This is a genomic window from Halomonas sp. AOP12-B1-6, from assembly GCF_052379225.1.
Taxonomy (GTDB): Bacteria; Pseudomonadota; Gammaproteobacteria; order Pseudomonadales; family Halomonadaceae; genus Vreelandella; species Vreelandella casei.
Genome location: NZ_JBQSYK010000004.1, coordinates 41,393 through 61,570 on the forward strand (window position 1 = coordinate 41,393; position 20,178 = coordinate 61,570).

The window sequence follows — 20,178 nt, forward strand, 5'->3', positions numbered from 1 at the left end:
ATGACGGCCTACTTTGTTCAAGCGTTTATCTATCTGCTGGCCGCGGTGATTGCGGTTCCTCTCGCCAAGCGCTTTGGTCTGGGGTCAGTATTGGGTTATTTGGTTGCCGGTGTGGTCATTGGCCCCATCCTAGGGCTGGTCGGTCAAGAGACTAATACGATTCAACACTTCGCGGAATTTGGCGTCGTGATGATGCTATTTTTAGTCGGCATGGAGCTTGATCCCAAGGCGCTGTGGGCCATGCGCGTACGTCTGCTGGGATTGGGAGGGCTTCAGGTGGTGCTAACGGCGGCAGCCGGTGCGGCTATCGCTTGGTGGCTGGGCTTGGTGTGGCAAACGTCATTAGCTATCGGGTTTATTTTTGCACTTTCGTCTACTGCGATTGTGCTCCAAACGCTAAATGAAAAAGGGCTTGTTAAAACCGAAGGTGGGCGCAGTGCTTTCTCGGTTTTACTGTTTCAAGATATTGCTGTTATTCCCATGCTGGCGCTTATTCCGCTGCTGGCGCTGCCTGAATTAATGAGCGCCGGCGGTGATGACGGCCACGCAAGCTTAAATCTGGTATCCAGCCTGCCCGGCTGGGCACATGCCCTGGTGGTCGTGGCGGCCATTGGGAGCGTGGTGGTGGGTGGCTACTACTTGGTGCCTTTACTATTTCGCTATGTGATTGGCTCTGGCCTGCGTGAGGTGTTTACCGCCACGGCGCTAATGCTGGTGATAGGTATTGCTGCACTAATGAGCCTGGTTAATTTGTCGCCGGCGCTGGGTGCCTTTTTAGCCGGGGTGGTGCTCGCTAACAGTGAGTTCAAGCACGAGCTTGAAGCCAATATTGAGCCGTTTAAAGGCCTGCTGCTGGGGTTGTTTTTTATTACCGTTGGGGCGGGGATCAATTTTTCTGTGCTGGCAGCAGAGTGGGGCACGATTCTCTCGTTAGGCTTGGCGGTTATCGTGGTCAAGGGCATCGTCTTGTTGGGCTTGGCGCTGCTGTTCAAAGTGCGGGGCAGTAACGGCTGGCTGTTCACCTTAAGCCTAGCCCAGGCCGGCGAGTTTGGTTTTGTATTGCTTACCTATAGCGTACAAAATAGCGTTATACCGGCTGATATTGCTCAGGTTCTTTCGCTCGTTGTGGCCCTGTCGATGTTCTTAACGCCGCTGCTGTTTATCGTCTACGACAGGCTAGTGTTGCCGTACTATAGAACTGCCTCCAACGATGATCGTGAGGCTGATATGATCGAAGAAGAGGCGCCCGTTATCGTCGCTGGCGTCGGTCGGTTTGGGCAAATTATCTGCCGTTTGCTACGCGCCAACAACATTCCTATCGTGGCGCTGGATCATGAGATCGAGCAGATCGAGAACCTGCGTAAGATCAATATTAAAAGCTACTTTGGTGACGCCACCCGCTCCGATTTGCTAGAAACCGCTGGGATTGAGAACGCGCGGTTGATCGTCATCGCAATAGACGACCCTGACCGCGCTGTGCAAATGGTTAAGCACGTCAAGCAGTTCTATCCCAAGCTCTGGGTGCTAGCGCGGGCCTTCGACCGTGGCCACGGCTATCGGCTGCGAGAAGCAGGCGCCGATGATGTGGTAAGCGAAACCTATCATTCTGCTCTAGAGCTGGGCGGCCATGCGCTAACCGCCATGGGCGTTCACCCCATGCGGGCTAAGCAAATGACCTGGGCTTTTGTGCAAAATGAAGAGGCCCATGAAGATGAGCTGTTTAACGTTTGGAAAGAAATAGAGCAAGGTATTAGCTTCAGCCCCCGCTACGGCGAGCTGTTTATGAAGCTGGAAAGCGCTTTGAACAGCGCTATGCAGCAGAATTGGAACGAACCACAGCGCGAAGATGTACCGATTTGGACACCGCCAGCGTCTTCAGAAGATGAAGGCCGTTAAAACGGCAGATGCAACGAGGCGCTTAACATATTGAGGTGGCTAAGGGTGGGAGCGTCGATACGTTCGTACTCTAAGCGACTGACCAGCCGATTAATCGTCATGGTTGCACCAAAGCCTTGCAGCATCGCGCTGCCGCTTTCGTCGACCCCTTCAACATTGCTCTCACCGCGCCATTCGGTGATGCCGGATTTCGCATAGACGCTAAAGGCGCCCATGCGAACTCCGGCAATAATGGCGCCGCCCAAGCTCAGCGTATCCATAATCAGCGGGTTAATATTGGAGGCGATAGCGGCTTCTTCGCTTTCGCGATAGGCAATTTCAGCGCCGATATCCAGCTGGGGAAGCCGCCAAGGGCTAAACCCTGCCGTTAGCCGAAAGCCGGTGGTATACGTGTCTAGGCTGCTGAGATCGCTACCCTCCAAGATAACACCGTTGTCTAGTTGCATAAGTTCGCTGTCGGCAGCCGTGTAGGCCATTACCGGCGGGGTATCATCGGCGTAGCTGCTTAACCACGGAACAGAGCAACAAAGTAGGGTGCTTGCCAAGCGTTTTATTGGCATTTCTCGTACACCTATCGCAGGGGAGAAAACATTATTTGCATTCAGATTAGCAACTGGCCTGAATCTCTACCACTTTAATTGCACCTTCAGCCAAGTTGTCGACTAGGTTTTTGCCCATACTGGTGAAGCGTTCTCCGAACACCCACTGGGGCGAGAGCACGGGCTGTCGCGGCGTTTGTTCTTTTTGGCGCTGGCGATGGCGCCACGCTAAGGCGGTATCACTCCAATCGTCCACGTGCTCAATAGCAAAACCACCTGCTTCAAGCAGCTGGGTTAATTCTATTAGGCTCAGCAGGTGAGAGTGCTCAAGCGATACTGCCCAGGGCACAGGGAAACGCAGTGCTGCTACGTTGGGCCCACTGACCACTTCGTGCATTACTAGCTGCCCGCCCGGGCGGATTACGCGGCGGCTTTGCGCCAGCACCCGGGCCGCATCGGGCATATTGAGTAGGCTATGCTGAAACAGCACCGCATCAAAACTATTGTCCGCAAACGGCAGAGCACTTGCGTCGCCCGTTACCCAGGAAAGCACGTGCGCCTCAGGCTGATGAACCCGCATGCTCAGCGTTTTATTGAGTGCGCTGAAGCCATGCGTAATATCCAGCCCGGTCATTTGAAAGCCGAGCGCGGCGCCTTGGCGCATCAGCCCCCCTAACCCTGCGCCGATATCCAGCACTTTCGGGTGGGCGCGAATATCCAAGCTCGCGCTGAGCCGTTCGAGCAGCCGGGAAGAGGCCGCTACGCCGCCAATATGTAGCTGATCCAACGGGGCAAGCTGGTGCAGCGTGGGGCCGTCCGGATAGTGAGCATCGATCTGAGCCAGCACGTCATCAGCGCGCAGGGCCCGCTGATAGTGGTCCGCTAGCGGATGGAAGGATGGCATGGCGGATTACTTCTCTTGTTCCAAGCCTGACTCTTGTTCCAAGCCTGACTCTTGATCCAGGCCCGGTTTATCCAAGCCCAGTTCTTGAATGGAAATTTCGCGCATTTTGAATTTTTGAATCTTGCCGGTTACTGTCATCGGGAACTCGTCAACGAACTTAAAGTAGCGTGGGATTTTGAAGTGGGTGATCTTGCCTTTGCAGAACTCGCGTAGATCGTCACTGGTGACGTCGCCGGCAGTGCCGTTAAGTTTTACCCAGGCAATCAGTTCTTCGCCGTATTTTTTGTCAGGCACGCCGGTGACCTGCACATCGGAGATCGCAGGGTGGGCGTACAGGAATTCCTCGACCTCTTTAGGGTAAACGTTCTCGCCGCCGCGAATGACCATGTCTTTGATACGGCCTACGATTTGGATATAGCCTTCTTCATCCATGGTGGCCAGGTCGCCAGTGTGCATCCAGCCAGCCTCGTCTATTGCTTCCAAGGTGGCTTGGTCATTGTTCCAGTATCGCAGCATTACGCTGTAGCCCCGGGTACACAGCTCGCCGATTTCACCCCGCGGTAGAATACCGCCGTTACCGGGGTCGACAATTTTGTTTTCCAGGTGAGGCTGGGTACGGCCCACGGTAGAAACGCGTTTCTCAATGCTGTCATTGGCGCCGGTCTGGGTAGAAACCGGGCTGGTTTCGGTCATGCCATAAGCGATCTGAACACCCTTCATATTCATCTTGCTGATCACCTGCTTCATGATCTCGGTCGGGCAGATCGAGCCCGCCATAATGCCCGTGCGTAGGGATGATAGGTCGGTGGTAGGGAAGTCAGGATGATCAAGCTCTGCGATGAACATCGTCGGCACGCCATAGAGAGCGGTGGCTTTTAGCTCCTCAACCGCTTTAAGCACTTTGCCTGGATCAAAGCCTTCATCCGGATAGATCATCGTTGCGCCGTGGGTAATACAGCCCAAGTTACCCATTACCATGCCGAAACAGTGATACAGCGGCACCGGAATAACCAGCCGATCTTGGCTCGTAAAGCCCATGCTTTCGGCAACGAAAAAACCATTATTAAGAATGTTGTGATGGGAAAGCGTGGCGCCTTTGGGAAAGCCGGTAGTGCCAGAGGTGTACTGAATATTGATCGGATCATCAAACTGCAGCGTGGCCTGCAGGTCATTGAGGTCGGTTTGGCTAACCTTATCGGCTTCCTGCATTAGATCTGACCAGCGCCACATGCCGGGCAGCTTGTCGTGGCTTAGGTTGATGATGCATTCAAGATCTGGCAGTTTTTGCGACTTCAGTTCACCTTCCATGCAATCGTTAAGCCCCTGTTTAAGTTCTGGCGCTAGCTCATACAGCATCTCGCTGTAATCAGAGTTTTTAAAACGATTGGCGGTGACTAAAAAGCGTGCGCCGGAATGGTTAAGCGAGTATTCAAGCTCATGAGTTCGGTAGGAAGGATTAATGTTGACCAGAATGGCGCCAATTTTAGCGGTGGCAAACTGCGTTAGCGTCCACTCGCTGCAGTTGGGCGCCCAGATCGCTACGCGATCGCCTTTTTTAACGCCGATAGACAGCAGGGCACGGGCGCAGCGGTTAACTTCTTCCTGAAGCTTTTGATAGCTCCAATGGATGTTTTGATGCACGACGATCAGGGCATCGTTATCGGCATGCTGGTGCGCTATCTGATCGAATTTGTCGCCGATAGTCATGCCGAGTAAAGGTTTGTCTGCCGTGCTGCTGGTGTAGCTGGGTAAGGTGGATGCTGGTGAGGACATGGTCGATCTCTCCGATATTTTTTCTTGTCAGACGGATAGCCAGAGGCTGATTGGCGGCTGCTATGGGCGTTCGTTATTGTTGTATAAGACCTTTCGCCAACGCCACTTTAGAGCTTGGCTTGCGGCCTAGCTCGCCTGTCACCCAAAAGGCGGTATCGATAATGGCCTGCAGGTCGATTCCCGTTTTAATGCCTAGCCCCTCAAGCAAATAGAGTACGTCTTCGGTGGCTACGTTGCCGGACGCGCCCTTGGCATACGGGCAGCCGCCAAGGCCAGCCGTGGCGGCATCGATAACGCTAATGCCTTCTTCCATTACCGCATATAAATTAGCCAGCGCCATACCGTAGGTATCATGAAAGTGAGCGGCGAGATGCTCGATCGGCACGTGCTGCCGTGTGGCTTCAATCATACGCTTGGCCGCCAGCGGGGTGCCGACACCAATCGTATCGCCCAGCGACACCTCGTAGCAGCCCATCGCATAAAGCGCCTTGGCGACTGCCGCCACTTTAGCAGGGGCAATATCTCCCTCGTAAGGACAGCCCAGCACACAGGACACATAGCCGCGTACCCGCACACCCGCTTCGTGAGCACGTTCAAGTACGGGCTCAAAGCGCGCCAGCGACTCAGCAATCGAGCAGTTAATGTTCTTCTGCGAGAAGGCTTCTGACGCGGCACCAAATACCGCGACTTCTTCCACACCGACGGACAGTGCGTTTTCCAGCCCTTTCAGGTTGGGAGTAAGCGCGGAGTAGACCACGCCTGGCTGGCGCTGAATGCCGCGCATTACTTCAGCCGCGTCACCCATTTGCGGCACCCACTTGGGCGAGACGAAGCTTGCGGCTTCAATATGCGTGATGCCCGCGCTAGCAAGCCGTTCGATAAGAGCAATTTTGGTTGCGCTAGGAACGATTGCCCCCGGCTCGTTTTGTAGGCCGTCACGGGGGGCCATTTCGAAAAGCCTGACTGACGTAGGCAGTGACATCGGTGAGTTCCTTATTCGTCGGCCGCAAAATCGAGCAGCACGGCCCCTTGATTAACGGTATCGCCTGCCTGGAAATGAAAGGTTTCCACGCTGCCGTCGGCAGGTGCAATCATGGTGTGCTCCATTTTCATCGCTTCCATGACCATCAGCGGCATGCCTTTCTCAACGGCCGCGCCGGGCGCTGCCAGCAGCGCGACGACGGTGCCATTCATGGGCGCGGTCAGGGTAGACTCCGCCTCATGCTGGCCGTGATTGATGGCATCAATACGCCGCCAGAATAGCCGGGTTTCACCACTGGGGTCAGCCATGACGACTACGTTGCCGTCTCGGCGCGCCTGTAGCCGGCGGCGGTGGCCGTTTAGCGTCACCGCTACCGCATCGCCGGTCAGCGGCTGTACGCTGGCCGTGAGGGTTTCATCGCCGATAGTCAGGTTCCAGAGTGATTCACCGGCGTTGCGTTTGCCTTCCACCGTTACCACGGCATTTTCGCCCTCGGCAGTCTGGGCACTGGCAGGGTCGCACAGCGCAATGCGGATAGTATGAGGCGCGTTCAGGCGAAAGCCGTCGTGACGATCCCAGGGAGAATCACTGTGGCATTCGTTAGCCAACTGATTAAGGCCAATCAGCGCTGCGCTGGCGTAGTCTTCATTGCTGAAGACGCGCGGGGCGAAAAGAGTAGCTTCGTTGCGCTCGATAAAGCGCGTGTCCAGCTCGACGTTATTAGCGCCCAGATCTTTGAAGTTCGGGTGAGTCGCCAAACGCATTAAGAAGGCACGGTTAGTCACCACGCCCTGCACGTCCAGGGCCGCTAGCGCGCGGTTAAGCGTGGCTAGCGCTGCATTACGGTCAGCGCCATGCACAATGAGTTTGGCGAGCATGGGGTCGTAGTGCATGGACACCGCATCGCCACTTTCCACGCCGCTGTCCAGGCGTACCTGATCCTGATTTTCAAAAGAGTCTAAACCCGCGCCGTCTAAATCCAGCGCAAAACGAGTGAGCAGGCCGGTTGCCGGTAAAAAATCTTGATCCGGGTCTTCGGCGTAAATCCGCGCTTCAAAGCTATGCCCGCTAATGGTCAGCTCGTCTTGGGAGCAGGGCAGCGGTTCGCCCATGGCCACGCGCAGCTGCCATTCAACCAGGTCTTGGCCGGTGATCATCTCTGTGACCGGGTGCTCAACCTGAAGGCGGGTGTTCATCTCCATAAAGTAGAACGAGCCATCCTGTCCTGGCGAACCGTCTAGCAAAAATTCGACGGTGCCCGCGCCTACGTAGCCTATCTCTTGAGCGGCGCGAACAGCGGCGTCGCCCATGGCACTGCGCAGCTCGGCGGTCATGCCGGGGGCGGGCGCTTCTTCGATGACTTTTTGATGACGACGCTGAACGCTGCAGTCGCGCTCGAATAAATACACCCCGTTGCCGTAGCGATCGCAAAATACCTGGACTTCCACATGGCGCGGCTGCACCAGATACTTTTCGATCAGCATGCGGTCGTCGCCGAACGCGGCTTTAGACTCGCGTCGGCAGCCGTCTAACGCGGCCTGAAACGCATCGCCGCTTTCCACCACGCGCATGCCTTTACCGCCGCCACCCGCGCTGGCTTTTAGCATCACCGGGTAGCCTATTTTGTCTGCTTCAGCGCGCAGCAGGGCGTCATCCTGGTCATCACCGTGATAGCCCGGTACCAGCGGCACACCGGCATTGGCCATGCGTGCTTTGGCGGCGGATTTATCGCCCATGGCAGCAATGGCCGAGGCGGGCGGGCCGACAAAGGTGATTCCCGCCTGTTCTAAGGCTTTAACGAAGCTGCCATTTTCGGATAGAAAGCCGTAGCCCGGGTGGATTGCACCGGTACCTGTGCGCTTGGCAGCGTCAATGACCGCGTCGATATTAAGGTAGCTTTCGCGCGCGGCGGCGGGGCCAAGGCGAATGGCTTCGTCGGCTTCACGCACGTGCCGCGCATTGGCGTCGGCATCGGAATAGACCGCGACGGTTTTTAAACCCATACGCCGCGCGGTGCGCATCACCCGGCAGGCAATTTCGCCCCGGTTAGCGACCAGTAAGGTATCAAAAGGCGAGTGACTCATGAGCGACGCTCCGAAGCGTGAGATGCATGGTTAGATTCGGCCCAGGCGGGGCGGCGCTTTTCAAAGAAGCTGGATAACCCCTCTTGGCCTTCTGGGCTTACCCGCAGCTTGGCGATCACCTGGCAGGTATGCTCGCGGGTCTTATCAGCATCAGGTGCTTGAGCAACCGTGGCCATCAGTGCCTTAGAGGTGCGTTGGGCTTGAGGCGATCCCGCCAGCAGAGTGGCTATCATGGTGTCTACGGCGGTATCTAATGTCTCGTGCTCCACGACCTGGTGAGTTAAGCCGAGCGCTAACGACGTGGGGGCATCGATGATTTCCGCCGTTAACGCATAGCGGCGCATCTGACGTTCACCTAAGGCGCGCTGTACATAGGGGCTAATCACCGCCGGCGAGAGGCCGATTTTGACTTCTGACAGGCAGAATCTGGCTTTATCTGAGGCAATTACCACATCGCAGCAGGCAGCAAGGCCTACCGCGCCGCCATAGGCTGCTCCCTGCACACGACAAACCGTGGGGCAGGGCAACGTATCCAAGCCGTGCATTAGTGCCGAAAGCTTGCGGGAATCGGCTAGGTTAGCTTCGAGATCGTAATCAACAATCCGTTTCATCCAGTTTAAATCGGCGCCTGCCGAGAAGCTTTTGCCTTCCGAACCCAGCACAACGACGCGAACATCCCCCGCTTCAGCAAGGGTATGCAACTGCTCAAGATGCGCGTTCAGCTCAGCGATCAGGCTGTCATCAAAGGCGTTATGTACCTCTGGGCGGTTTAAGGTTAGGCGCGCCACTCCGTTTTCTAGAATCAGTGTTGAGTAAGTCATCGGTGCTGAGTCAGTCATTGTATTTGCCCCTACATCCGGAACACGCCGAAGCGCGTCTCTTCGACTTCGGCATTCATCGCCGCGGCGAGGGAAAGCCCCAGCACATCGCGGGTTTGCAGCGGATCAATCACGCCGTCGTCCCATAAGCGGGCGCTGGCGTAATAGGGGTGGCCCTGATGTTCATACTGCTCGCGGGTGGGCTGCTTAAAGGCTTCTTCTTCCTCTTTGCTCCACTCGCGGCCTTCGCGCTCGTGCTGCTCGCGTTTTACCTGCCCCAGTACGCCTGCTGCCTGCTCACCGCCCATGACGGAAATGCGTGCGTTAGGCCACATAAATAGCAGGTTGGGATCATAAGCACGGCCACACATGCCGTAGTTACCGGCGCCAAAGCTACCCCCAATCAGCACGGTGTACTTGGGCACCTTCGCGCAGGCCACGGCGGTCACCAGCTTAGCGCCATGCTTGGCGATGCCTTCGTGCTCGTACTTAGAGCCAACCATAAAGCCGGTAATGTTCTGTAGAAAGATCAGCGGAATCTTGCGCTGGGCGCACAGCTCAATAAAGTGCGCACCCTTAACGGCGCTTTCTGAAAACAGCACGCCATTGTTGGCCACGATGCCAACCGGAAAGCCATGGATATGCGCAAAGCCGGTTACTAGAGTTTCGCCGTAGTAACGTTTGAACTCATCAAAGTCGGAGTCATCAACGATACGGCCAATGACTTCGCGCACGTCATAGGGCTTTTTAAGATCGGTGCCGACAATACCGTACAGCTCGGAAGGGTCGAGTTTGGGTGGCTTGGGTGCCTGCATGGCGAGCTTTCCGCGCTTTTGCCAGTTCAAACGCGAGACGCAGGCGCGAGCAAGCTGCAGCGCATGGACGTCGTTTTCGGCGTAATGGTCGGCAACACCGCTGACCTTGGCGTGAACGTCTGCACCGCCCAAATCTTCTGCACTAATGCTTTCCCCGGTCGCCGCTTTGACCAGTGGAGGGCCGCCGAGAAAAATCGTGCCCTGCTCTTTAACGATGATTGACTCATCGGCCATGGCGGGAACGTAAGCACCGCCTGCGGTACAGGAACCCATGACCACGGCAATTTGCGGAATGCCTTCCGCTGACATAGTGGCCTGGTTGTAGAAAATCCGCCCGAAATGGTCGCGATCAGGAAAGACTTCATCTTGGCGAGGCAAAAAGGCACCGCCGGAGTCAACTAAATAAATGCACGGCAGGCGATGCTTGCGGGCAATTTCCTGGGCGCGAAGATGCTTTTTAACGGTTAGCGGGAAGTAGGTGCCGCCTTTAACCGTGGCATCGTTGGCCACAATGACGCACTCAACGCCAGAGACGCGACCAATGCCAGTCACAACACCTGCGGCGGGTATATCACCATCGTAGATGTTATGGGCCGCCAGGGCGGAAAACTCTAAAAAAGGAGAGCCTTCATCAATTAAGTGATCAATGCGGTCGCGCACAAACAACTTGCCGCGGCTCTCGTGGCGCTCGCGGGCTTTGGCACCGCCCCCTTGAGCAACGCTGGCCGTCAGCTCGCGCAGCTTATTAACTTCGCCGAGCAGTGAGGCTTCATTGGCTTGAAACACATCGCTACGCGGATTGACTTGGCTATTGATAGTACTCATGGCGCGACCCTAATGACGTTTGTTGAAGACGTTTATAAAACCCGCTTGCTAGAGGGTTTCGGTGAAGAGTTCGCGGCCAATTAACATCCGGCGAATCTCACTGGTGCCCGCGCCGATTTCATACAGCTTGGCATCACGCAGCAGGCGCCCGGTGGGGTATTCGTTGATATAGCCATTGCCGCCCAGCAGTTGGATAGAATCCAGCGCTACCTGAGTAGCTTTTTCAGCGCAGTAGAGAATGACCCCGGCCGCGTCTTTGCGCGAGGTCTGGCCGCGGTCGCAGGCGCCCGCCACGGCATACAAATAGGCGCGACAGGCGTTCAGCGTGGTGTACATGTCAGCGACTTTGCCCTGCACCAGCTGAAACTCGCCAATCGACTGGTTGAACTGCTTACGTTCGTGGATATACGGCATCACCACGTCCATGGCGGCCTGCATAATGCCAATCGGGCCTGCGGCCAGCACGGTGCGCTCATAGTCCAGCCCACTCATTAACACGCGAACACCTTTGCCTTCACCGCCCAGGATGTTTTCAGCGGGTACGGCGCAGTCCTGAAACACCAGCTCGCAGGTGTTAGAGCCACGCATGCCGAGCTTGTCGAGCTTTTGAGCGGTAGAAAAACCGGGCATGCCTTTTTCGATGATAAACGCGGTGATCCCTTTTGAACCGGCCTCTGGATCAGTCTTGGCATACACCACTAGTACGTCCGCATCCGGACCGTTGGTGATCCACATTTTGTTGCCGTTTAGCACGTAGCGATCGCCATCTTTCTTGGCGCGAAGCTGCATCGACACCACGTCAGAACCCGCGCCGGGTTCTGACATCGCCAGCGCACCTACGTGGTCGCCGCTAATCAGTTTGGGCAGATATTTCGCTTTCTGCTCAGGGGTCGCATTAATCTTGATCTGGTTGACGCACAGATTAGAGTGAGCGCCGTAGGAAAGGGCAACCGATGCGCTAGCGCGAGAAATTTCTTCCATGGCGATACAGTGAGCCAGATAGCCCATGCCGCTGCCGCCGTTTTCTTCAGAAACAGTAATCCCCAGCAGCCCCATGTCGCCAAATTTCTTCCACAGGTCGTTGGGGAACTCGTTGCTGCGATCGATCTCGGCGGCGCGCGGGGCAATTTCGCTGGCGGCAAAGGCATTGACCTGCTCGCGCAGCATATTCAGTTCGTCATCGAGGCCAAAATTGAGTTCTGAGTAGTGTGAAAACATGGTCAATCACCTTTTATAAATTGTACTGATAACGGTTAGTGAACTGTGATGACTAGACGCTGGCGGAAGAGGGGGATTGGGGCTGCTTGTTTGTACCCGACTGTTCTTCTTTCGGCTTTTTTGGTTTGGGTGTTTTTTCGCTGGGATCTTTTTCGAACAATTCTTCCAGCGCTTGGCGGCAGCGTATTTCGGCGCTTTCAAGCTCTAGCTGCACCATGGTGATGTCTTTCATTTGCTGGTCAAGCGCCGCCTGCCGCTCGCCAATTTTGCTGAGCATTAAGTTCAGCTGTTTTTTACTGCCGCTGCGCGTCTCATCCCACAGCTCAAATAGTTCGCGAATTTCAGCCAGTGAAAACCCCAGCCGCTTGCCGCGGATAGTGAGTTTAAGCCGCACCCGGTCTTTGCTGCTGTAAACACGCGTTTGGCCGCGCCGAGTAGGGTGGAGCAACTCTTGATCTTCATAAAAACGGATGCTGCGGGTAGTTAAGTCAAACTCGCTGGCCAATTCGCTGATCGAGTAAGTTTTGCTCATGGTCGACGTTCTCTCAAAAGGCTTGTTCCTAGATATAGATCTTAGCTATAGCTCCTATGGAACACTGCCCATGAGGCTAAAACAAGTTTACGTTAACGTAAAGCAATAGTTGTGCGCAGTTGAAATGCGTTGAAAGCAATTAAGCTGTTGATAATTAATGTTTTAGGGTGCGTGATTGTTGAGGTACATAAAGCCGATAGACCAAAGTTGTAATTGTGCTGCCACGGCTAGAGTTGCTAGTTTGCACACATACCTTACGTTCAGGTCAAGGCAGTGGTAGGGACTTCTGCTTACCTGTGAAGATTTAGCACAAGAACAATAAGAGGTCTGTCACTCTATGAGTGCAAGCGATGTCATTCAGGGACCTGTCCTCGAAACACGAGGGCTGACCAAAGAGTTTCGCGGCTTCACCGCCGTAGACGACGTTAATCTCCAGGTGCAGGAAGGGCATATTCATGCGCTGATTGGTCCTAATGGAGCGGGCAAGACCACCGTCTTTAACCTACTAACAAAGTTTCTACCGCCGACTCGCGGCGATATTTTGTATCGAGGCCAATCGATCACTAGTAAAAAATCGAATCAGATTGCTCAGCTAGGCCTGGTGCGTTCGTTTCAGATCTCAGCCGTGTTTACCCATATGACGGCATTAGAAAATGTGCGAGTGGCGCTGCAGCGCAAGCTAGGGACATCATTTCATTTCTGGAAGTCAGAGAAGTCTCTTGATCATCTCAATGAACGCGCCCTTGAACTGCTGGAAGAAGTGGGCCTGCGTGAGTACGCCGATACCTTAACGGTGGAAATGCCCTATGGGCGCAAACGAGCGCTTGAACTGGCAACTACCTTGGCGCTAGACCCGACCATGATGTTGCTGGATGAGCCAACGCAGGGCATGGGCGCAGAAGATGTTGATCGTATCGTGGCCTTGATTAAACGTGTATCGAAAGGGCGCACCGTGTTGATGGTAGAACACAATCTGAGCGTTGTTAGCCGCCTGTGTGATCGCATCACCGTATTGGCGCGAGGATCAGTATTAGCAGAAGGCGACTATCAAAGTGTGTCTCGTAATCCGCTGGTTCGCGAAGCCTATATGGGCAGTGATGCCGCTGAAGAGGAGGCCGTCGTATGAATACTGCTGAAGAGCAAGCGCCTATCGACTCTGCTTTAACCGACCCTGCTCTAATCAAAAATACTCAAAGCCTGGAAATGTTGCGTGTTCAGGATCTACACGCGTTTTACGGTGAATCGCATATCCTGCACGGCGTAAATTTTAACGTAAAGCGCGGCGAGCTGGTGACACTGCTGGGCCGCAACGGCGCAGGACGCAGCACTACGCTGAAAGCGATTATGAACATGGTGGGGCGGCGTACGGGCTCTATCGTGATTAATGGCAATGAAACGCTTGCGATGAAGCCGCACCATATTCCGCGTTTAGGCATTGGTTATTGCCCGGAAGAACGCGGCATATTTGCCAGCCTTGATGTTCACGAAAACCTACTGTTACCCCCGACCGTTAGCTCAGGCGGCATGAGCCTAGATGAAATCTACGCCATGTTTCCGAATCTTTACGAGCGGCGTAAAAGCCAGGGCACGCGGCTTTCCGGCGGGGAGCAGCAGATGCTGGCCATGGCGCGAATTTTGCGCACCGGCGCGCGCATGCTGCTGCTTGATGAAATTACCGAAGGCCTTGCCCCGGTGATTGTGCAGAAACTAGCCGAGGTATTAATTCAGCTAAAAGCGCGCGGTATGACCATTGTGTTGGTAGAGCAGAACTTTCGCTTTGCAGCACCGCTAGCCGACCGCCACTTTGTGATGGATCACGGCCAGATTGTCGAAGAAATTACCGCCGCGCAGCTACCCTCGCGCCGTGAGCATCTCAACTCCATGTTAGGGGTATAGCGCGCCGATAAAACGCACCTTTTCATTACTCGCCTAAGCATCACTCTAACTAAGCATCACTATAAATAAGTACCACTATAAATAAGTACCACTATAAAAAGTATGTCGTTACACAACAACAAAGGCCCTAAGGGCCAGGAGACGAACATGACCTTTATGAAAAACCTTACGAAAACAAAGCTGGCTGCCAGCATTGCCGTTGCGGCCGCCGCTAGCTTTGCTGTTTCCACCGCTCACGCCGAAATGAGCGATAGCGAAGTTCGAATTGGCTACCTGGCCGATATGTCCGGTACTTATCGTGACTTGGCAGGCCCCGGCGGGCTAACCGCACTCGAAATGGCCGTTGCGGATTTCGGCGGCAGCGTAAACGGTAGCCCAATTGTGTTGTTCAGCGCAGACGATCGTAACAGTGCCGACGTGGGTGCCAATACGGTGCGTGGCTGGATCGATCAGAACAACGTAGACATGGTGGCGGGTCTGGTCGCCTCTTCAGTGTCGATTGCGGTCACTAAAGTGCTTGAGGAAAATAACGGGCTCGGCATTGTGTCTGGCTCGGCGGCGTCCAGTATTACCAACGAACACTGCACCCCTAACCACATTCACTGGGTCTACGATACCTATCCGCTGGCTAACGGTACTGCGAAAGCGGTCGTAGAGCAGGGCGGCGACACCTGGTTTCTACTGACAGCCGACTACGCCTTTGGCCATGCCCTGGAAGCCGATGTGACCAAGGTAGTTGAAGCCAGCGGCGGTGAAATCGTCGGCGGTGTCCGCCATCCGTTCCCGACTAACGATTTCTCGTCTTATATCCTGCAGGCCCAAGGGTCGGGCGCCAAAATTGTTGGCCTAGCCAATGCGGGAGCCGATACCGTTAATGCCATCACCACGGCCAGCCAGTTTGGTCTAACTCAATCCGGTCAGCAGCTAGCGGGCCTGTTGATTTTCTTGAACGATGTTCACGCACTTGGTTTAGAAGCCACCCAAAACCTGCTGCTGACCACCGGTTGGTACTGGGATATGGACGAGCAGTCGCGTGAATGGTCTCAGCGTTACTTTGATGAAGTGGGCAGTATGCCGACGATGGTGCAAGCCGGTATTTACTCCAGCACCATGCATTACCTGAAAGCCGTTGAAGAGGCCGGTACTGACGACCCTGAAACCATTCGTGCCCAAATGGCCGAGATGCCGATCAACGATTTCTTCGCACGCAATGGCCGTATTCGTGAAGATGGCCGCATGGTGCACGACATGTATCTTGCTCAGGTAAAAACGCCTGAAGAGTCTACCGGTGAATGGGACCTTTACGAGATCCTCAGCACTATTCCCGCCGAAGAAGCCTACCGTCCGCTATCCGAAAGCCAGTGCAAGCTGGTACAGAACTGATTTGCATAAGAGCTAATTTGGATAAGAACTCATCTGGAGTGATTTTACACGTGATGTGTAGCAATGGTTGGCGGCGTCATGCCGCCAACCGCTTGATGGCGAGGAGATTCACATCATGACGATGATATTCGGCGTGCCTATGGCTGTCTTCATGGGCCAGCTAACGCTTGGTCTAGTGAACGGCGCCTTTTACGCACTGCTTAGCCTGGGCCTGGCGGTCATCTTCGGCCTACTGAAGATCGTCAATTTTGCCCATGGGGCGCAATACATGCTGGGCGCCTTCGCTGCGCTACTGGGCTTTCGCTATCTGGGCATTAACTATTGGCTGGCGCTGTTCTTAGTACCACTTGTGGTCGGTGCTTTCGGTGTGTTGCTAGAGCGGTTTTTACTGCGCCGCATCGCCCATTTGGATCATCTCTATGGGCTGCTACTAACCTTTGGTTTAGCGCTTATTTTTGAAGGTACACTGGTCAATTTCTTTGGTGTTTCCGGGGCGCGCTATGCTACGCCCGAGATTCTTCAAGGTGGCTTGAACCTTGGCTTTATGTTCTTGCCCACTTATCGCGCCTGGGTACTGGTGGCCGCTTTGGCGATGTGCCTATTCACCTGGTTCATGATTGAGCGTACGCGGTTAGGCGCCTATCTGCGGGCGGGCACAGAAAACTCCCAGCTGATGCAGGCCTTTGGCGTCAATGTGCCGCTGCTGATCACGCTTACCTATGGGTTCGGCGTCGGGTTAGCCGCGTTTGCCGGCGTGTTAGCGGCGCCGCTCTATCCCGTGTCACCAACCATGGGCTCAAGCCTACTAATCGTGGTATTCGCGGTGGTGGTCATTGGTGGGATGGGGTCTATTTTAGGCGCTATTATCACCGGTTTGGCGATGGGGATTATCGAAGGCTTAACCAAAGTGTATTACCCCGAAGCATCTAATACGGTGATCTTTCTTGTCATGATCCTCGTGCTCATGTTGCGCCCCGCTGGGCTATTCGGTAAGGAGGCATAAACATGACAGAACCTCAAACGACGCTAGCGCCAACGGCCGTGCTTGAACGCCAAAAACGCGCCAAATTTCGCCGCAATATGTTTTATCTGGCGTTGATTGTAGTGGGGCTGGTGGCGCCTTTTATGGTTTACCCCGTTTTCTTAATGAAAGTGCTCTGTTTTGCACTGTTCGCCTGCGCGTTTAACCTGCTGCTTGGCTATGCGGGGCTATTGTCCTTTGGGCATGCGGCTTTCTTAGCGACCGGCGGCTATGTGACCGGCTACCTGCTGGCCAGCTACCCAGGGTTAACGCCGGAGCTAGGCATTCTCGCCGGCACGTTAATGGCAACGCTACTAGGCGTACTGTTTGGTGTGCTCTCTATTCGGCGCCAGGGTATCTATTTTGCCATGGTGACCTTGGCGATCGCTCAGCTGGTGTACTTTATGTATATCCAGACACCGTTTACCGGCGGTGAAGATGGCCTGCACGGCGTCCCTCGCGGGCATCTGTTTGGAGTGATTAGCCTGAGCAGTAACCTATCGATGTATTACTTTGTGCTTGCGATATTCATCGCAGGCTTTGCGCTCATTCAGCGCACCGTGCACTCGCCGTTTGGTCAGGTGCTTAAGGCGATCCGCGAGAATGAGCCCCGGGCGGTATCGCTGGGCTACAACACCGATGCCTATAAGCTAGTGGCGTTTGTGATCTCTGCAGGCTTGGCGGGCTTAGCCGGCTCGACCAAAACGGTTGTGTTTCAGCTGGCCTCGTTGACCGATGCACACTGGCATATGTCCGGTGAGGTAATTTTGATGACCCTGCTAGGCGGCGTGGGTACCTTGCTAGGGCCTTTGATGGGCGCAGGGCTAGTGGTTAGCCTGCAGCATATCCTCGCGCAATCGCCGTTAGGCAACTGGGTTAGCGTGATTCTAGGTCTCATCTTTGTGGTTTGTGTGCTGAGCTTTCGTAGCGGCATTATTGGTGAACTGGACAAAATGTACCGCAAAAACTTTAAGTAGAAGAGTCGCTTTAACGCTTCTTGCTTGCCGATATTGGGCGCCGTATGGCGCCTTTTTTTTAGCGCTACTTTTGTGATGGCTGACCCTTTCTACACCTAAGGTCGCACGCTTGGGTATGTTGCTTGTTAGGGGGTAAATAGATAAGTTAACGTTAACGTCAATTATAACGACAACAGCCAGTGTGTACGCACATTAGCGGAGATCCGCCATGAATTTTGAGCTTAATGAAGACCAGGTTGCCTTTGCTGATATGGCGCGTGCTTTTGCCCAAAATGAGCTAGAGCCACACGCCGCTGAGTGGGATCAAACCGCATTCTTTCCCGTTGATGTGATTCGTAAAGCGGGGGAGCTGGGCTTTTGTTCGCTTTACGCACCCGAGAGCGTAGGCGGGCTTGGGCTTTCGCGCTTGGATGCCAGTATCATTTTTGAACAGCTTTCCATGGGCTGCACCTCAACCACCGCCTATCTCACTATTCACAATATGGTGACCTGGATGCTGGCAGACTTTGGCACGCCAGATGCAGTCAAGCAGTGGGGCGAAAAACTTGCCACCGGGGAGCTCCTAGGCTCCTACTGTTTAACCGAACCCAATTCAGGCTCAGACGCCGCCTCGCTTAAAACCACTGCCAAGCGCGAAGGCGACGACTACGTGCTGAACGGCAGTAAAATGTTTATTTCCGGTGCAGGCAGTACCGACTTTCTGGTGGTGATGGCACGCACCGGTGGCGAAGGCGCCGGCGGCGTTTCTGCCTTTGGGGTAGATGCTAACGCTGAAGGCATCAGTTACGGGCGTAAAGAAGAGAAGATGGGCTGGAACAGCCAGCCGACGCGCATGATCACGTTCGAAGATGTGCGGGTGCCTGCTAATCATCTGCTTGGCAAGGAAGGTGACGGTTTTAAAATTGCCATGAAGGGGCTCGATGGGGGCCGAATCAACATTGCGACTTGCTCGATTGGTACGGCGCAGCAGGCGATCAACAAAGCCCGCGAATACATGCTGGAGCGTAAGCAGTTTGGTAAACGGCTGGCGGAGTTTCAGGCGCTACAGTTTCGTTTAGCCGATATGGTCACAGAGCTAGTGGCTGCACGGCAGCTGGTACGTATGGCCGCGGCCAAGTTAGATGCAGGCCACCCCGATGCGACTGCCTACTGCGCCATGGCAAAACGCTTTGCCACCGATGTCGGCTTTAAGGTATGCGACGAAGCGCTTCAGCTTTATGGCGGTAACGGCTATATCAAGGAGTACCCCATGGAGCGCTACGTGCGTGATACCCGGGTACACCGAATTCTTGAAGGCACTAACGAAATTATGCGCCTGATCATCTCTCGCCGGGTATTGGCAGACGGCGCCACCGAGCTTTAAGAGAATAAGGACGGCCAATGAGCAGTGTACTGTTTACCGAACATGCCACCCATGATGGGCATGTGATTGCAGAAATTAAACTCAATGCCGAGCGTTCGCTAAATGCGCTAACGCTTGAAATGTGCGAAGAGATGTTGCCCCGCTTAAATGCCTGGGCTTTAGATCAGCGAGTAGTGGCGGTACTGCTGGACAGCGCTGGTGAAAAAGCCTTTTGCGCCGGTGGCGATGTGGTCAATCTGTATAAAGCCATTGCCGGTGAAGGCGACCCTCGGTTCCCCGAGCGCTTTTTCGAGACCGAGTATCGGCTCGATTATCTCTTACACACGTTTCCTAAGCCGGTCATCTGCTGGGGCAATGGCATTGTGATGGGCGGCGGTATGGGGCTGTTAAGTGCCAGCAGCCATCGTGTTGTGACGGAAACCTCGCGTTTAGCCATGCCGGAAGTCACCATCGGCCTTTATCCTGATGTGGGTGCCAGCTGGTTTTTAAATAGGCTGCCGAACGGCGCCGGGCGCTTTCTGGCCATGACAGGCTGCCAGATTAATGCGCCAGATGCGGTACACCTTGGCCTAGCCGACCGCTGTATTGCCAGCCATCACCGTGATGCGCTGTTGCAGCAGTTGACTGACTCGCGCTGGGGCAACGGTGAAGATACCGACGCCAACGGCGTAGTGAACCGCATTATGCGTGAGCTTGAACAGACATCGCAGCCGGTGTTCGCTGAGCTTGAAGCGCCTATTTACCAGCATTCACCGTTGATTCGCGAACTAATGGATCACGACAGCGTTGAGCAAATCGTCGCGGCGATCACCGCAGTAAAAAGCGAGAATAAGTGGTTCAGCAAAGCCCAGAAAACCTTGGCACACGGCAGCCCGGTGTCAATCAAACTGATTGATGAACAGCTAACGCGCGCCAAGCACATGTCGCTGGCGCAGGTGTTTCAGTCTGAGATGGCGCTTTCAGTACAGTGCTGCCGTCATCGCGAGTTCCCTGAGGGCGTGCGGGCGCTGCTAGTTGATAAAGATGGCCAGCCTGCGTGGAGCTATCCTGATGTTGCATCGGTTGAAGATGCCTTTATTCACGAGCTGTTAGCGTCGCCCTGGGGTAAAAACCCGCTCGCGGATCTGTCTTAAATTTTGTCACTAACAAATA

At 54.7% G+C, this 20,178-nt stretch carries 17 protein-coding genes; 8 read left to right on the top strand and 9 right to left on the bottom strand.

The features are described from left to right. Positions 1 to 1,896 carry a monovalent cation:proton antiporter-2 (CPA2) family protein gene (locus tag ACT3TR_RS12790; protein ID WP_444625553.1) on the top strand — a complete coding sequence of 632 codons (1,896 nt, stop codon included), beginning with the start codon at positions 1 to 3 and terminating at the stop codon, positions 1,894 to 1,896. On the opposite strand, the gene ACT3TR_RS12795 is transcribed toward ACT3TR_RS12790, so the two are convergent. The 9 genes from ACT3TR_RS12795 to ACT3TR_RS12835 form a co-directional block, all read right to left on the bottom strand. Then, positions 1,893 to 2,456: a hypothetical protein gene (locus ACT3TR_RS12795; RefSeq protein WP_444625552.1), complete on the bottom strand. Its 564-nt coding sequence runs from the start codon at positions 2,454 to 2,456 to the stop codon at positions 1,893 to 1,895. The genes ACT3TR_RS12790 and ACT3TR_RS12795 overlap by 4 nt on opposite strands. Before the next feature lie 46 nt (positions 2,457 to 2,502). Further along, positions 2,503 to 3,339: a class I SAM-dependent methyltransferase gene (locus tag ACT3TR_RS12800; protein ID WP_444625551.1), complete on the bottom strand. Its 837-nt coding sequence runs from the start codon at positions 3,337 to 3,339 to the stop codon at positions 2,503 to 2,505. 6 nt (positions 3,340 to 3,345) lie between these two features. Next, entirely contained in the window at positions 3,346 to 5,112 is a 1,767-nt protein-coding gene (locus tag ACT3TR_RS12805; protein ID WP_444625550.1) for an AMP-binding protein, read from the bottom strand. A gap of 73 nt (positions 5,113 to 5,185) precedes the next feature. Then, complete coding sequence (locus ACT3TR_RS12810; RefSeq protein ID WP_444625549.1) at positions 5,186 to 6,094, bottom strand: hydroxymethylglutaryl-CoA lyase; 909 nt, start codon at positions 6,092 to 6,094, stop codon at positions 5,186 to 5,188. 11 nt (positions 6,095 to 6,105) lie between these two features. Beyond that, positions 6,106 to 8,178, bottom strand: coding sequence for an acetyl/propionyl/methylcrotonyl-CoA carboxylase subunit alpha (locus tag ACT3TR_RS12815; protein ID WP_444625548.1), 2,073 nt, complete (start codon positions 8,176 to 8,178; stop codon positions 6,106 to 6,108). After that, on the bottom strand, positions 8,175 to 8,999 hold the full coding sequence (locus tag ACT3TR_RS12820) for an enoyl-CoA hydratase/isomerase family protein (RefSeq protein WP_444625572.1): 825 nt from the start codon (positions 8,997 to 8,999) through the stop codon (positions 8,175 to 8,177). The genes ACT3TR_RS12815 and ACT3TR_RS12820 overlap by 4 nt, the downstream gene beginning before the upstream one ends. A 29-nt stretch (positions 9,000 to 9,028) precedes the next feature. Continuing rightward, positions 9,029 to 10,636 (bottom strand): carboxyl transferase domain-containing protein, encoded by a 1,608-nt coding sequence (locus ACT3TR_RS12825; RefSeq protein ID WP_444625547.1) that lies wholly within the window; start codon positions 10,634 to 10,636, stop codon positions 9,029 to 9,031. Positions 10,637 to 10,684: 48 nt separating this feature from the next. Continuing rightward, on the bottom strand, positions 10,685 to 11,854 hold the full coding sequence (locus ACT3TR_RS12830; RefSeq protein WP_444625546.1) for an isovaleryl-CoA dehydrogenase: 1,170 nt from the start codon (positions 11,852 to 11,854) through the stop codon (positions 10,685 to 10,687). A gap of 52 nt (positions 11,855 to 11,906) precedes the next feature. Continuing rightward, on the bottom strand, positions 11,907 to 12,386 hold the full coding sequence (locus ACT3TR_RS12835) for a MerR family transcriptional regulator (protein WP_444625545.1): 480 nt from the start codon (positions 12,384 to 12,386) through the stop codon (positions 11,907 to 11,909). A 337-nt stretch (positions 12,387 to 12,723) separates the two neighbouring features. On the opposite strand from ACT3TR_RS12835, the gene ACT3TR_RS12840 reads away from it, so the two are divergent. The 7 genes from ACT3TR_RS12840 to ACT3TR_RS12870 all read left to right on the top strand — a co-directional run bounded on the left by ACT3TR_RS12840 (position 12,724) and on the right by ACT3TR_RS12870 (position 20,159). Then, positions 12,724 to 13,512, top strand: coding sequence for an ABC transporter ATP-binding protein (locus ACT3TR_RS12840; protein ID WP_444625544.1), 789 nt, complete (start codon positions 12,724 to 12,726; stop codon positions 13,510 to 13,512). After that, a complete protein-coding gene (locus tag ACT3TR_RS12845; RefSeq protein ID WP_444625543.1) occupies positions 13,509 to 14,282 on the top strand; it encodes an ABC transporter ATP-binding protein in 774 nt (257 codons plus the stop codon). The genes ACT3TR_RS12840 and ACT3TR_RS12845 overlap by 4 nt, the downstream gene beginning before the upstream one ends. 147 nt (positions 14,283 to 14,429) lie before the next feature. Beyond that, positions 14,430 to 15,665: an ABC transporter substrate-binding protein gene (locus ACT3TR_RS12850; RefSeq protein ID WP_444625542.1), complete on the top strand. Its 1,236-nt coding sequence runs from the start codon at positions 14,430 to 14,432 to the stop codon at positions 15,663 to 15,665. A 115-nt stretch (positions 15,666 to 15,780) separates the two neighbouring features. Then, positions 15,781 to 16,668, top strand: coding sequence for a branched-chain amino acid ABC transporter permease (locus tag ACT3TR_RS12855; RefSeq protein ID WP_096280416.1), 888 nt, complete (start codon positions 15,781 to 15,783; stop codon positions 16,666 to 16,668). 2 nt (positions 16,669 to 16,670) lie between these two features. Continuing rightward, positions 16,671 to 17,663, top strand: coding sequence for a branched-chain amino acid ABC transporter permease (locus ACT3TR_RS12860; protein WP_441685853.1), 993 nt, complete (start codon positions 16,671 to 16,673; stop codon positions 17,661 to 17,663). A gap of 208 nt (positions 17,664 to 17,871) precedes the next feature. Continuing rightward, positions 17,872 to 19,026 (top strand): acyl-CoA dehydrogenase family protein, encoded by a 1,155-nt coding sequence (locus tag ACT3TR_RS12865; RefSeq protein ID WP_444625541.1) that lies wholly within the window; start codon positions 17,872 to 17,874, stop codon positions 19,024 to 19,026. A 17-nt stretch (positions 19,027 to 19,043) separates the two neighbouring features. Next, positions 19,044 to 20,159 carry an enoyl-CoA hydratase/isomerase family protein gene (locus ACT3TR_RS12870; protein ID WP_444625540.1) on the top strand — a complete coding sequence of 372 codons (1,116 nt, stop codon included), beginning with the start codon at positions 19,044 to 19,046 and terminating at the stop codon, positions 20,157 to 20,159. Positions 20,160 to 20,178: the final 19 nt, after the last annotated feature.

Bases quoted from the DNA above. Each gene is read 5' to 3' on its own strand.
- ACT3TR_RS12790 (WP_444625553.1), top strand. From the start codon at position 1: ATGACGGCCTACTTTGTTCAAGCGTTTATCTATCTGCTGGCCGCGGTG.
- ACT3TR_RS12795 (WP_444625552.1), bottom strand. From the start codon at position 2,456: ATGCCAATAAAACGCTTGGCAAGCACCCTACTTTGTTGCTCTGTTCCG.
- ACT3TR_RS12800 (WP_444625551.1), bottom strand. From the start codon at position 3,339: ATGCCATCCTTCCATCCGCTAGCGGACCACTATCAGCGGGCCCTGCGC.
- ACT3TR_RS12805 (WP_444625550.1), bottom strand. From the start codon at position 5,112: ATGTCCTCACCAGCATCCACCTTACCCAGCTACACCAGCAGCACGGCA.
- ACT3TR_RS12810 (WP_444625549.1), bottom strand. From the start codon at position 6,094: ATGTCACTGCCTACGTCAGTCAGGCTTTTCGAAATGGCCCCCCGTGAC.
- ACT3TR_RS12815 (WP_444625548.1), bottom strand. From the start codon at position 8,178: ATGAGTCACTCGCCTTTTGATACCTTACTGGTCGCTAACCGGGGCGAA.
- ACT3TR_RS12820 (WP_444625572.1), bottom strand. From the start codon at position 8,999: ATGACTTACTCAACACTGATTCTAGAAAACGGAGTGGCGCGCCTAACC.
- ACT3TR_RS12825 (WP_444625547.1), bottom strand. From the start codon at position 10,636: ATGAGTACTATCAATAGCCAAGTCAATCCGCGTAGCGATGTGTTTCAA.
- ACT3TR_RS12830 (WP_444625546.1), bottom strand. From the start codon at position 11,854: ATGTTTTCACACTACTCAGAACTCAATTTTGGCCTCGATGACGAACTG.
- ACT3TR_RS12835 (WP_444625545.1), bottom strand. From the start codon at position 12,386: ATGAGCAAAACTTACTCGATCAGCGAATTGGCCAGCGAGTTTGACTTA.
- ACT3TR_RS12840 (WP_444625544.1), top strand. From the start codon at position 12,724: ATGAGTGCAAGCGATGTCATTCAGGGACCTGTCCTCGAAACACGAGGG.
- ACT3TR_RS12845 (WP_444625543.1), top strand. From the start codon at position 13,509: ATGAATACTGCTGAAGAGCAAGCGCCTATCGACTCTGCTTTAACCGAC.
- ACT3TR_RS12850 (WP_444625542.1), top strand. From the start codon at position 14,430: ATGACCTTTATGAAAAACCTTACGAAAACAAAGCTGGCTGCCAGCATT.
- ACT3TR_RS12855 (WP_096280416.1), top strand. From the start codon at position 15,781: ATGACGATGATATTCGGCGTGCCTATGGCTGTCTTCATGGGCCAGCTA.
- ACT3TR_RS12860 (WP_441685853.1), top strand. From the start codon at position 16,671: ATGACAGAACCTCAAACGACGCTAGCGCCAACGGCCGTGCTTGAACGC.
- ACT3TR_RS12865 (WP_444625541.1), top strand. From the start codon at position 17,872: ATGAATTTTGAGCTTAATGAAGACCAGGTTGCCTTTGCTGATATGGCG.
- ACT3TR_RS12870 (WP_444625540.1), top strand. From the start codon at position 19,044: ATGAGCAGTGTACTGTTTACCGAACATGCCACCCATGATGGGCATGTG.